This window comes from Streptomyces sp. NPDC059398, assembly GCF_042751845.1.
Classification (GTDB): domain Bacteria; phylum Actinomycetota; class Actinomycetes; order Streptomycetales; family Streptomycetaceae; genus Streptomyces.
The window spans coordinates 1-12,776 of the sequence record NZ_JBHYWP010000150.1 but is presented as its reverse complement, the minus strand read 5'-3'; the positions used below and the strand labels follow the sequence as shown (position 1 = coordinate 12,776).

The window sequence follows — 12,776 nt, the reverse complement described above, 5'->3', positions numbered from 1 at the left end:
CACCAGTGTTTTTTCCCCTCGCCCGTAGAGAGTTGTGGTGTCCCACCCCCGGGGGGGGGTGGGGGGGGGGGCGGCTCCCCCCCCCCCCCCCCCCCGTCGGCAGGAGGTGTGAACGGGGACCGGCCTCGTCCCGGCGTCAGCGCAGGAAGGGGTCCACAGCGACCGCCACGAAGAGCAGCGACACATAGGTGATGGACCAGTGGAACAGGCGCATCTCCTTGAGCTTGGCGCCCGTCACCCCCTTCTTGGCCCGGCCCCGCAGCGCGTGGGCCTCCCGCAGCCAGAAGGCGCCGGACAGCACGGCGACCACCGTGTAGAACCAGCCCGTGTAGCCCAGCGGGGTCAGCAGCAGCGAGACGACGACCATCGCCCAGCTGTAGATGACGATCTGCTTGGCCACGACCTGGTTGGTGGCGATGACCGGCAGCATCGGGACCCCGACGCGGGCGTAGTCGTCCTTGACCCGCATCGACAGCGGCCAGTAGTGGGGCGGCGTCCAGAAGAACATCACCAGGAAGAGGATGACCGGGGCCCAGGACATGGAGTCCGTGACCGACGACCAGCCGATGAGCACCGGCATACAGCCCGCGATACCGCCCCAGACGATGTTCTGCGAGGTCCGGCGCTTGAGGATCATCGTGTAGACGACCACGTAGAAGAGGAGAGCGCCCAGCGAGAGCGCCGCCGAGAGCCAGTTGACGAGCAGCCCGAACCAGAGCGTGGAGACCGTGGCCAGCGCGAAGGCGAAGACCAGGCATTCGCGGGGCGAGACCATGCCGGTGACCAGCGGGCGCTGCGAGGTCCGGTCCATCACCGCGTCGATGTCGCGGTCGATGTACATGTTGAACGCGTTGGCACCGCCGGCGGAGAGGTAACCGCCGAGGCAGGTCGCCAGGACCAGCCACAGATTGGGCACGCCCTGCTTCGCCAGGAACATCACCGGAACGGTGGTGATCAGCAGCAGTTCGATGATCCGCGGCTTGGTGAGCGCCACAAAACCCTTGACACGGGCCCCGAACGGCCGGTGGGCCCCCGGGCTGGGAGTCAGGACGACCCCTGCGGGTCGGGACTCGACGGCCGTCACGTACACCCCTGACAGAGAATTTCCCAGCAAGTTCCGGCCGTGAAGAGCCGGTAAGGACTTGCGCGTACCACGCCACTCTAGACGTTGCCCCTACGCCGCCATCCCCGGGGGTGCGGTCGTGTTGGCCCTGTCGGCACGGGCCCGGAAGGCCGCTCATGCGAGCGCGGTCGCGCCCTTCGACGGGCGGATCGGCGGCCGTGACCGCACCCTGGGAAGTGTCTGTCTGCCACCGGCGGGAAGTCGAAAAGACGGGCGTTGCGGCGGGGGTAGGCTCGACAACGCCCGGTGCACCGAACGTAACCGGGATTACATATGTGGAGAGGAGCCCTGACCCAGGGTGAGTACCAAGCCGACCACCACTGATCTCGCGTGGACCGAATTGGACCAGCGGGCCGTCGACACCGCCCGCGTGCTGGCCGCGGACGCCGTACAGAAGGTCGGCAACGGCCATCCCGGTACGGCCATGAGCCTGGCCCCGGCCGCGTACACCCTCTTCCAGAAGGTGATGCGGCACGACCCGGCGGACCCCGAGTGGACCGGCCGTGACCGGTTCGTCCTCTCGGCCGGCCACTCCTCGCTGACCCTCTACACCCAGCTCTACCTGGCCGGCTTCGGTCTGGAGCTGGCGGACCTGGAGGCGTTCCGCACCTGGGGCTCGAAGACCCCGGGGCACCCGGAGTACGGGCACACCGCCGGTGTGGAGACCACGACAGGGCCGCTGGGCCAGGGTGTCGCCAACGCGGTCGGCATGGCCATGGCGGCGCGGTACGAGCGCGGTCTCTTCGACCCGGAGGCGGCCCCCGGCACCTCCCCGTTCGACCACTTCATCTACGCGATCGCCGGCGACGGCTGCCTCCAGGAGGGCATCTCCTCCGAGGCCTCGTCGCTCGCGGGCCACCAGAAGCTCGGCAACCTCGTCCTGCTGTGGGACGACAACCACATCTCGATCGAGGGCGACACCGAGACCGCGGTGTCCGAGGACACCTGCGCGCGCTACGAGGCGTACGGCTGGCACGTCCAGCGGGTGGCCCCGAAGGCGGACGGCGACCTCGACCCGGAGGCGCTGTACGAGGCGCTCCAGGCCGCCAGGGCCGAGACCGGGCGCCCGTCGTTCATCGCGATGCGCTCGATCATCGCCTGGCCCGCGCCGAACGCCCAGAACACCGGCGCCGCGCACGGCTCGGCACTCGGCGACGAAGAGGTCGCCGCGACCAAGAGGATCCTGGGCTTCGACCCGGAGAAGTCCTTCGACGTGGCAGACGAGGTCCTGGCGCACACCCGCGCCGCGCTGGACCGCGGCCGTGAGGCCAAGGCCGTCTGGGAGAAGGGCTTCGCCGCCTGGCGCACCGCCAACCCGGAGCACGCCGCCCGCTTCGACCGGGTCAGGGCGGGCGAGCTGCCCGAGGGCTGGACGAAGGAGCTTCCCGTCTTCGAGACCGGGACCTCCCTGGCCACCCGCGCCGCTTCCGGCAAGGTGCTCGAAGCGCTGGGCGGTGCCATCCCGGAGCTGTGGGGCGGCTCGGCCGACCTCGCCGGGTCGAACAACACGACGATCGACAAGACGTCGTCGTTCCTGCCCGAGGGCAACCCGCTGCCGGGCGCCGACCCGTACGGCCGCACGGTCCACTTCGGTATCCGTGAGCACGCCATGGCCGCGGAGATGAACGGCATCGCGCTGCACGGCAACACCCGTATCTACGGCGGCACCTTCCTGGTGTTCTCCGACTACATGCGCAACGCCGTCCGGCTCTCGGCGCTGATGCACCTGCCGGTCACCTATGTGTGGACGCATGACTCGGTCGGTGTCGGCGAGGACGGTCCGACCCACCAGCCGGTGGAGCACCTGGCCGCGCTGCGCGCCATCCCGGGTCTGAACCTGATCCGCCCGGCGGACGCCAACGAGACGGTCATCGCCTGGCGCGAGGTCCTCCAGCGCTACACCAAGGTGTTCGGCAAGGGCGCCCCGCACGGCTTCGCGCTCACCCGTCAGGGTGTGCCGGTGTACGAGGCGAACGACGACGTGGCCAAGGGCGGCTATGTCCTGTTCGATGCCGAGGGCGGCGCGCCCGAGGTCGTCCTCATCGGCACCGGTTCCGAGGTCCAGCTGGCCGTGGAGGCGCGTGAGCAGCTCCAGGCCGCCGGCGTGCCGACCCGGGTGGTCTCGATGCCGTGCGTCGAGTGGTTCGAGGAGCAGGACCAGGCGTACCGCGACTCGGTGCTGCCGCCGTCCGTCAGGGCGCGGGTGGCCGTCGAGGCCGGTATCGGTCTGACCTGGCACCGCTTCGTGGGTGACGCGGGGCGGATCGTCTCGCTGGAGCACTTCGGTGCCTCCGCCGACGGAAAACTCCTCTTCCGCGAGTTCGGCTTCACCGCCGACGCGGTCGCCGCCGCCGCCCGGGAATCGCTCGAAGCCGTCGCGCGCTGACGCTTACATACAGACAAGTAGGAGATGTAATTCTCATGACGGACGCACTCAAGCGCCTCTCCGACGAAGGCGTCGCGATCTGGCTCGACGACCTTTCGCGCAAGCGCATCACATCCGGCAACCTCGCGGAGCTGATCGACCAGCAGCACGTGGTGGGTGTCACCACCAACCCGTCGATCTTCCAGAAGGCGATCTCCCAGGGCGACGGCTACGACCAGCAGCTGTCCGACCTCGCGGCCCGGCGGGTCTCCGTCGAGGAGGCCGTCCGCATGATCACGACGGCGGACGTACGTGACGCCGCCGACATCCTGCGCCCGGTCTTCGACGCGACGGACGGCCAGGACGGCCGGGTCTCGATCGAGGTCGACCCGCGGCTCGCCCACAACACCAAGGCCACCGCCGCCGAGGCCAAGCAGCTCGCCTGGCTGGTGGACCGGCCGAACACGCTCATCAAGATCCCGGCGACCGAGGCCGGCCTGCCCGCCATCACCGAGACCATCGGCCGGGGCATCAGCGTCAACGTCACGCTGATCTTCTCGCTGGAGCGCTACCGCGCGGTCATGGACGCCTTCCTGGCGGGCCTGGAGAAGGCCAAGGCCGCGGGCCTGGACCTCTCCAAGATCCACTCGGTCGCCTCCTTCTTCGTGTCCCGGGTGGACACCGAGATCGACAAGCGTCTCGACGGCCTGGGCACCGACGAGGCCAAGGCGCTCAAGGGCAAGGCCGCCGTCGCCAACGCGCGCCTCGCCTACCAGGCGTACGAGGAGGTCTTCTCCTCCGACCGCTGGGCCGCGCTCGACAAGGCGCACGCCAACAAGCAGCGCCCGCTCTGGGCGTCGACCGGTGTCAAGGACCCGGCCTACCGCGACACGATGTACGTCGTGGACCTGGTCGCGCCCAACACGGTGAACACCATGCCGGAGGCGACGCTCGACGCCACGGCCGACCACGGCGAGGTGACCGGCGACGCGGTCTCCGGCACCTACGAGCAGGCACGCGCCGACCTCGATGCCGTGGAGAAGCTCGGGATCTCGTACGACGACGTCGTACAGGTCCTTGAGGACGAGGGAGTCGAGAAGTTCGCGACCTCCTGGACCGACCTGCTCAAGTCCACTGAGGCAGAGCTCAAGCGCCTCGCCCCGTCGGAGGGCTGAAACCTTGTCAAGCAGCAACCCGCTGCGTGACGCTGCGGACCGACGGCTCCCGCGTATCGCGGGGCCGTCGGGCCTGGTCATCTTTGGCGTCACGGGTGATTTGTCCCGTAAAAAGCTGATGCCCGCTGTCTACGACCTGGCCAACCGCGGCCTGCTTCCGCCGGGCTTCTCGCTCATCGGATTCGCACGCCGCGACTGGGAGGACGAGGACTTCGCCCAGGTCGTCCACGACTCCGTCAAGGAGCACGCGCGGACGCAGTTCCGTGAGGAGGTCTGGCAGCAGCTCATCCAGGGCATGCGCTTCGTCCAGGGCGACTTCGACGACGACACGGCCTTCGCCACCCTCAAGGCGACCATCGAGGAGCTGGACAAGCAGCAGGGCACGGGAGGCAACTTCGCCTTCTACCTGTCGGTCCCGCCCAAGTTCTTCCCCAAGGTCGTCCAGCAGCTCAAGAAGCACGGACTCGCCGACCAGCAGAACGGCTCCTGGCGCCGTGCGGTCATCGAGAAGCCGTTCGGCCACGACCTGAAGAGCGCCCAGGAGCTCAACCAGGTCGTGCACGAGGTCTTCCCGCCGAACGAGGTCTTCCGGATCGACCACTACCTCGGCAAGGAGACCGTCCAGAACATCCTGGCGCTCCGCTTCGCCAACACCCTCTTCGAGCCGATCTGGAACCGGTCGTACGTCGACCATGTCCAGATCACCATGGCCGAGGACATCGGCATCGGCGGCCGGGCCGGTTACTACGACGGCATCGGCGCCGCCCGTGACGTCATCCAGAACCACCTGCTCCAGCTGCTCGCGCTGACCGCGATGGAGGAGCCCGCCTCCTTCGACGCCACCGCGCTGGTGGCCGAGAAGACCAAGGTGCTGGGCGCCGTCAGGCTGCCCAAGGACCTCGGCAAGGAGACCGTGCGCGGCCAGTACGCCGCGGGCTGGCAGGGCGGCGAGCAGGCCGTCGGCTACCTCCAGGAAGACGGCATCGACCCCAAGTCGACGACCGACACCTACGCCGCGGTGCGGCTGGAGATCGACAACCGCCGCTGGGCGGGCGTCCCCTTCTACCTCCGCACCGGCAAGCGTCTGGGCCGCCGCGTCACCGAGATCGCCGTCGTCTTCCAGCGCGCCCCGCACTCCCCCTTCGACCACACGGCGACGGAGGAGCTGGGCCAGAACGCGATCGTCATCCGCGTCCAGCCCGACGAGGGCATCACCATGCGGTTCGGCTCCAAGGTGCCCGGCACCTCGATGGAGATCCGGGACGTGTCGATGGACTTCGCGTACGGCGAGTCCTTCACCGAGTCCAGCCCCGAGGCGTACGAGCGGCTCATCCTCGATGTGCTGCTCGGCGACTCGAACCTCTTCCCGCGTCTGGAGGAGGTCGAGCAGTCCTGGCGGATCCTCGACCCGATCGAGCACTACTGGGACACCCACGGAAAGCCCGCGCAGTACGAGTCGGGCACCTGGGGACCGGCCGAGGCGGACGAAATGCTCGCACGAGAAGGACGGAGCTGGCGCCGGCCATGAAAATCGATCTGACGGAAACCACAGCCAGCAAGGTCAACAAGGCACTGGTGGAAGGGCGCCGCGCCGTCGGCACCCCCGCCGTCGGCATGGTGCTGACCCTCGTCATCGTGACCGACGAGGAGAACGCCTACGACGCGCTCAAGGCCGCCAACGAGGCATCGCGCGAGCACCCCTCACGCACCCTCGTGGTCGTCAAGCGGGTCTCCCGCTCCCCGCGCGACCGGGCCACGGCCCGGCTCGACGCGGAGATCCGGGTCGGCACGGACGCGGGCAGCGGCGAGACCGTCGTCCTGCGGATGTACGGCGAGGTGCTGCACCACGCCCAGTCGGTGGTGCTGCCGCTGCTGCTGCCGGACGCCCCCGTGGTGGTCTGGTGGCCGGTGAACGCGCCGCTCGACCCGGCGAAGGACCCGCTGGGCGCGCTGGGCCAGCGCCGGGTCACCGACTCGTACGCGGCCGAGCAGCCCATCGCGGAGCTGACCGCCCGCGCCTCCGCCTACTCACCGGGCGACACGGACCTCTCGTGGTCGCGCATCACCCCCTGGCGTTCGATGCTCGCCGCGGCCCTGGACCAGGTGCCGAGCCGGGTGAAGGGCGCCGAGGTGGAGGGCGAGGAGTTCAATCCGAGCTGTGAGCTGCTCGCCATGTGGCTCGCCGACCGGCTGGACGTACCGGTGACCCGTTCGATCTCGTCCGGGCCCGGTCTCACGGCCGTACGGATGCAGACCGACCACGGCGACATCGTGCTGGACCGCCCCGACGGTTCGCTGGCCACGCTCTGCATGGAGGGCCAGCCGGACCGCGCGGTGGCCCTGAAGCGCCGGGAGACCTCGGAGCTGCTCGCCGAGGAGCTGCGCAGGCTGGACCCGGACGACACCTACGCCGCCTCGCTGAAGTTCGGCGTGGACCGGCTGGTCACCCCCGCGCAGAAGAAGCCGGAGAACGGGGCGGCCTCCGGCTCGGGTGACACCGCGGACTCCGCGGACGAGTCCGGAAAGGCCACCGCGAAGAAGGCACCCGCGAAGAAGGCGGCATCGAAGTGAGTGCTCCGCAGCTCGTCGTCCACCGCGACAAGGAGCTGATGGCCGAGGCCGCGGCGGCCCGGCTGATCACAAGGATCGTGGACGCCCAGGCGGCCCGCGGCTCCGCTTCGGTGGTGCTCACCGGCGGGCGCAACGGCAACGGGCTGCTCGCGGCCCTCGCCCAGGCCCCCGCCCGGGACGCCGTCGACTGGTCGCGGATCGATCTGTGGTGGGGCGACGAGCGCTTCCTGCCGGAGGGCGATCCCGAGCGGAACGTCACCCAGGCACGGGCGGCGCTGCTCGACTCGGTGGGTGTGGCCCCCGAGCGGGTGCACGCCATGGCCGCTTCGGACGGCCCGCACGGCAACGACGTGGAGGCGGCCGCGGCCGCGTACGCGGCGGAACTCGCCGCAGCCGCGGGGCCCGGGGACCACGGCGATGTGCCGTCGTTCGACGTGCTGATGCTGGGGGTGGGCCCGGACGCCCATGTGGCCTCGCTCTTCCCCGAGCTGCCGGGCGTACGGGAGACCGTACGCACCGTCGTCGGTGTGCACGGCGCGCCCAAGCCGCCCCCCGTCCGGCTGTCGCTGACGCTGCCCGCGATCCGGGCCGCACACGAGGTGTGGCTGCTCGCGGCCGGCGAGGACAAGGCGGGGGCCGCCGCTCTCGCCCTCTCCGGGACCGGGGAGATCCAGGCGCCCGCTGCGGGCGCCCGGGGCCTCAGCAGGACGCTGTGGCTGCTGGACACGGCGGCCGCCTCTCAGCTGCCGCCGCAGCTCTACCGGCCGGCCACCGCCTGACCGTACGGCACCGCACGGAACAGGACCGGCTCGCACCCCCTCGGCAGGGAGTGCGGGCCGGTCCTCTTCTGTCCCCGTACCGCTACTGCCTGGCCCGCAGCGTGCGGTAGGTGTCGATCAGCGTGGCGGTGGAGCTGTCCAGGTCGGCGCCGTCCCGGCCGCCGGTGAGGAGCGGCTCGATCTTCTTGGCGAGCACCTTGCCGAGCTCCACGCCCCACTGGTCGAAGGAGTCGATGTTCCAGATGGCGCCCTGGACGAAGACCTTGTGCTCGTAGAGCGCGATCAGCTGTCCCAGCACGGACGGGGTGAGCGTGCCGGCGAGGATCGTGGACGTCGGGTGGTTGCCCCGGAACGTCTTGTGCGGGACCAGCTCTTCGGCGACGCCCTCGGCCCGTACCTCGTCGGGTGTCTTACCGAAGGCCAGGGCCTGGGTCTGGGCGAAGAAGTTCGCCATCAGCAGGTCGTGCTGGGCCTCCAGACCGGCCGTCAGGTCCTCGACGGGCCTGGCGAAGCCGATGAAGTCCGCCGGGACGACCTTGGTGCCCTGGTGCAGCAACTGGTAGTACGCGTGCTGGCCGTTGGTGCCGGGCGTCCCCCAGACGACCGGGCCCGTCTGCCAGTCGACCGGATTGCCGTCACGGTCGACGGACTTGCCGTTGGACTCCATGTCCAGCTGCTGGAGGTACGCGGTGAACTTGGAGAGGTAGTGCGAGTACGGCAGGACCGCGTGCGACTGGGCGTCGAAGAACGCGCCGTACCAGACGCCCAGCAGGCCGAGCAGGAGCGGGATGTTCTCCTCGGGCGGCGCGGTGCGGAAGTGCTCGTCGATCAGGTGGAAGCCGTCGAGCATCTCGCGGAAGCGTTCCGGGCCGATCGCGATCATCAGCGAGAGGCCGATCGCCGAGTCGTAGGAGTAGCGGCCGCCGACCCAGTCCCAGAACTCGAACATGTTGGCCGTGTCGATACCGAAGTCCTCGACCTTCTCGGCATTCGTCGACAGCGCCACGAAGTGCTTGGCCACGGCGTCCTGACCGGCCCTCAGGCCGGTCAGCAGCCAATTGCGCGCGGAGGTCGCGTTGGTGATGGTCTCGATGGTGGTGAAGGTCTTGGAGGCGATGATGAAGAGCGTCTCCGCCGGGTCCAAGTCCCTTACGGCCTCGTGCAGATCGGCCCCGTCGACATTGGAGACGAAGCGGACCGTCAGCTCGCGGTCGGTGAAGGAGCGCAGCGCCTCGTACGCCATCGCCGGGCCCAGATCGGAGCCGCCGATACCGATGTTGACGACGTTCTTGATGCGCTTGCCGGTGTGGCCGGTCCACTCCCCCGACCTGACCTTGCCGGAGAAGGCGGCCATCTTGTCGAGCACGGCGTGCACGGCGGGCACGACGTTCTCCCCGTCCACCTCGATGACCGCTCCGCGCGGGGCGCGGAGCGCGGTGTGCAGCACCGCGCGGTCCTCGGTGGTGTTGATCTTCTCGCCGCGGAACATGGCGTCGCGCAGCCCGGCCACCCCGGCGGCGTCGGCCAGCTCACGGAGCAGGCCGAGCGTCTCGTCGGTCACCAGATGCTTGGAGTAGTCCAGATACAGATCGCCGGCCCGGAGCGTGTAGCTGCTCCCCCGCTCCGGGTCCCGGTCGAACAGCTCCCTGAGGCGCGTGTCGCCCAGCTGCTCCCGGTGCTTGCCCAGAGCGGTCCACTCGGGCATCTGGTTGAGCCTGGTACGGCCTGCTGCGTTCATCTCGGACATCAGTCCATTCTTCTCGTACCTGCGTACATGCCCCGCTCCGTCCAACCTAATTGATCGGGCGGACGAGTGCGGCGACCAGCGCTCTCGGGCGCACGGGCCGGTGGCGCTACGCAGTCCGGCCGGACACCCGAGTGGGTTCCGGCCGGAATATCACGGTGCTAGATCTCGCCCCGCAGCTTCGCCAGGGCCTCGGCGAGGATCGCCTCGCCGTCCTCGTCGCTGCGGCGCTCGCGCACATACGCGAGGTGGGTCTTGTACGGCTCGGTGCGCGGTGGGTCCGGGGGGTTGTCGCTGTCCTGACCTGCCGGGAACCCGCAGCGCGGGCAGTCCCAGGTCTCCGGGACCTGTGCGTCGTGGGCGAAGCTCGGCTGCGTCTCGTGCCCGTTCGAGCACCAGAAGGAGATGCGCAGCCGCGGTGCGGACTCGCCCCGCTCGGCCTCCCCCATCGGCCCCGCTCCGACCCGGCTTCCCCGGATCGCGTTGCCACTTGCCACGGTCGTAACTCCCTGCGTGATGGTGCTCGAAGGTGCCCCAGTCTACGTAAGGCCCAACGCGCGTCCAGTGATTGGAGTTACACCCCGCACCGAATCGCCGGCGACACGCGGGGAGTGCGCGGACACCGAGGGTCAGTTCTTGAGCTTCATCAGCAGACCGAGCACGACGATGCACGCGAACCAGAGCAGGGCGAGCACCACGGTGATGCGGTCGAGGTTGCGCTCGGCGACCGAGGAGCCGCCGACGGACGACTGCATGCCGCCACCGAACATGTCGGAGAGGCCGCCGCCCTTCCCCTTGTGCATCAGCACCAGCAGCATCAGCAGCAGGCTGAAGACGATCAGGGCGATCGAGAACCCCAGAATCACGGCTGGACCAACTTCCTCGGAACTCATAACGGACGAAGGGGCCGGACGGCTGCTGCCAGCCGTCTCGGCCCCGCAAGGGTACGACGGATCCGCGCTAGCGCATACTCACTGGTCGCGGAAGCGGACGATCTTGACGAACTCGTCGGCGTCGAGGGCGGCGCCGCCGATCAGCGCACCGTCCACATCGGGCTGCGCCATGATCGCGGCGACGTTCCCGGACTTGACGGAGCCGCCGTACTGGATGCGGACCTTGTCGGCCAGCTCCTGCGAGTACAGCTCGGCCAGCCGGCCGCGGATCGCCCCGCAGACCTCCTGGGCGTCCTCGGGGGTGGCGACCTCGCCGGTCCCGATGGCCCACACCGGCTCGTACGCGATCACGACCGACTCGGCGTCGTCGGCCGGGACGTCCTTGAGCCCGCCGTCGAGCTGGCTGAGCGTGTACGCGACCTGCTGGCCGGCCTTGCGGATGTCCAGGCCCTCGCCGACGCAGAGGATCGGGGTGATGCCGTGCTTGTAGGCGGCCTTCACCTTGGCGTTGCAGACCTCGTCGGTCTCGGCGTGGTACTGGCGGCGCTCGCTGTGCCCGACGGCCACGTAGGAGCACTTCAGCTTGGCCAGCATCGGCCCGGAGACCTCACCGGTGTAGGCACCGGAGTCGTGCGCCGAGATGTCCTGGGCGCCGTACTTGATCTTCAGCTTGTCGCCGTCGACGAGGGTCTGGACGGAGCGCAGGTCGACGAAGGGCGGCAGGACCGCCACCTCGACGGCGTCGTAGTCCTTGTCGGAGAGCGCGAAGGAGAGCTTCTGGACGTGGGCGATGGCCTCCAGGTGGTTGAGGTTCATCTTCCAGTTGCCCGCCATCAGCGGGGTGCGGGTCTGTGTCATGAGGTTTGTCAGTTCTCCAGTGCGGCGAGGCCGGGAAGCGTCTTGCCTTCGAGGTATTCGAGGCTGGCGCCGCCACCGGTCGAGATGTGTCCGAACTTGTTCTCGTCGAAGCCCAGAATACGGACCGCGGCGGCGGCGTCGCCGCCGCCGACGACCGTGAAGGCAGGGCTGTCGAGGAGCGCCTGCGCGACGGCGCGGGTGCCGTCGGCGTAGTCGGGGTGCTCGAAGACGCCCATCGGGCCGTTCCAGAAGACGGTGGCCGCGTCGGCGAGCTTCGATGCGTAGAGCTTGTTGGTCTCGGGGCCGTTGTCCAGGCCCATCTGCCCGGCCGGGATCGCGTCCGCCGGAACGGTCTCGGGGTGCGTCGGCTCCTTGGCCTTGAGGTCGGGGAACTGCGCGGAGACCACGACGTCGACGGGGAGCACGAACTCCACGCCCTTGGCCTTGGCGCGCTCCAGATACTCCTGGACCACCGGGATCTGGTCCTCCTGGAGGAGGGAGCTGCCGACCTCGTGGCCCTGGGCCTTGAGGAAGGTGTACGCCATGCCGCCGCCGATGAGGATGCGGTCGGCGCGCTCCAGGAGGTGGTCGATGACGCCGAGCTTGTCGGAGACCTTGGCGCCGCCGAGTACCACGGCGTACGGGCGCTTGACGTCGGACGTCAGCTTCTTGAGTACGGCGACCTCGGTGGCGATGAGGTAGCCGGCGGCGTGCGGCAGGCGCGCCGGGAGGTCATAGACCGAGGCGTGCTTGCGGTGCACGGCGCCGAAGCCGTCACCGACGTAGAGGTCGGCCAGCTCCGCGAGCTGATCGGCGAAGGCGCCGCGCTCGGCGTCGTCCTTCGAGGTCTCACCGGCGTTGAAGCGGAGGTTCTCGATGACGGCGACCTGGCCGTCGGCGAGGGCGGCCACCGTGGCCCTGGCGGAATCGCCGACCGTGTCGGTGGCGAACGCGACGTCGGCGCCGAGGAGTTCACCGAGGCGCGCCGCGGCGGGGGCGAGCGAGAACGCCGGGTCGGGGGCGCCCTTCGGGCGGCCCAGGTGCGAGGCGACGACGACACGCGCGCCGGCCTCCGCGAGCTTGGCCACGGTCGGCTGGACGGCGCGGATCCGGCCGTCGTCGGTGATGGTGGTGCCGGAGAGCGGCACATTGAGATCGGCGCGGACGAATACCCGCTTGCCCGCGACCCCTTCGGCGAGAAGTTCGTCGATGGTCTTCATCAGTTCCTGGACTCCTTGGACGATCTGGACAGGCCACGGGGCCCGGAC

General features: G+C 69.6%; 11 protein-coding genes. 5 read left to right on the top strand and 6 right to left on the bottom strand.

Annotation, left to right across the window (positions count from 1 at the left end; genetic code table 11):
- Positions 1-136: 136 nt before the first annotated feature.
- The gene (locus ACFXBC_RS33420; protein ID WP_385033286.1) at positions 137-1,084 is read right to left on the bottom strand and encodes a heme o synthase; all 948 of its coding nucleotides are present in this window, start codon (positions 1,082-1,084) and stop codon (positions 137-139) included.
- Between the two features lie 337 nt (positions 1,085-1,421).
- On the opposite strand from ACFXBC_RS33420, the gene tkt reads away from it, so the two are divergent.
- The 5 genes from tkt to pgl are packed head-to-tail and all read left to right on the top strand — an operon-like array spanning position 1,422 to position 8,013.
- Positions 1,422-3,509, top strand: coding sequence for a transketolase (tkt, locus tag ACFXBC_RS33415; RefSeq protein WP_385033283.1), 2,088 nt, complete (start codon positions 1,422-1,424; stop codon positions 3,507-3,509).
- A 35-nt stretch (positions 3,510-3,544) separates the two neighbouring features.
- Entirely contained in the window at positions 3,545-4,663 is a 1,119-nt protein-coding gene (gene tal / locus ACFXBC_RS33410; RefSeq protein WP_385033280.1) for a transaldolase, read from the top strand.
- Positions 4,664-4,667: 4 nt separating this feature from the next.
- Complete coding sequence (zwf, locus tag ACFXBC_RS33405) at positions 4,668-6,191, top strand: glucose-6-phosphate dehydrogenase (protein ID WP_385033277.1); 1,524 nt, start codon at positions 4,668-4,670, stop codon at positions 6,189-6,191.
- The gene (gene opcA / locus ACFXBC_RS33400) at positions 6,188-7,234 is read left to right on the top strand and encodes a glucose-6-phosphate dehydrogenase assembly protein OpcA (RefSeq protein ID WP_385033274.1); all 1,047 of its coding nucleotides are present in this window, start codon (positions 6,188-6,190) and stop codon (positions 7,232-7,234) included. The genes zwf and opcA overlap by 4 nt, the downstream gene beginning before the upstream one ends.
- Positions 7,231-8,013, top strand: a complete 783-nt coding sequence (gene pgl, locus ACFXBC_RS33395; RefSeq protein ID WP_385033271.1) for a 6-phosphogluconolactonase — start codon at positions 7,231-7,233, stop codon at positions 8,011-8,013. Before opcA ends, pgl begins: the two co-directional genes overlap by 4 nt.
- Positions 8,014-8,095: 82 nt before the next feature.
- Here pgl and pgi read toward each other — a convergent pair whose 3' ends face one another.
- The 5 genes from pgi to ACFXBC_RS33370 all read right to left on the bottom strand — a co-directional run bounded on the left by pgi (position 8,096) and on the right by ACFXBC_RS33370 (position 12,728).
- On the bottom strand, positions 8,096-9,751 hold the full coding sequence (gene pgi / locus ACFXBC_RS33390; RefSeq protein WP_385033292.1) for a glucose-6-phosphate isomerase: 1,656 nt from the start codon (positions 9,749-9,751) through the stop codon (positions 8,096-8,098).
- A gap of 167 nt (positions 9,752-9,918) precedes the next feature.
- The gene (locus ACFXBC_RS33385) at positions 9,919-10,254 is read right to left on the bottom strand and encodes an RNA polymerase-binding protein RbpA (protein ID WP_164263395.1); all 336 of its coding nucleotides are present in this window, start codon (positions 10,252-10,254) and stop codon (positions 9,919-9,921) included.
- Between the two features lie 132 nt (positions 10,255-10,386).
- On the bottom strand, positions 10,387-10,623 hold the full coding sequence (gene secG, locus ACFXBC_RS33380) for a preprotein translocase subunit SecG (RefSeq protein ID WP_266858131.1): 237 nt from the start codon (positions 10,621-10,623) through the stop codon (positions 10,387-10,389).
- 105 nt (positions 10,624-10,728) lie between these two features.
- On the bottom strand, positions 10,729-11,508 hold the full coding sequence (gene tpiA / locus ACFXBC_RS33375; protein WP_385033266.1) for a triose-phosphate isomerase: 780 nt from the start codon (positions 11,506-11,508) through the stop codon (positions 10,729-10,731).
- An 8-nt stretch (positions 11,509-11,516) separates the two neighbouring features.
- On the bottom strand, positions 11,517-12,728 hold the full coding sequence (locus ACFXBC_RS33370) for a phosphoglycerate kinase (protein ID WP_385033289.1): 1,212 nt from the start codon (positions 12,726-12,728) through the stop codon (positions 11,517-11,519).
- Positions 12,729-12,776: the final 48 nt, after the last annotated feature.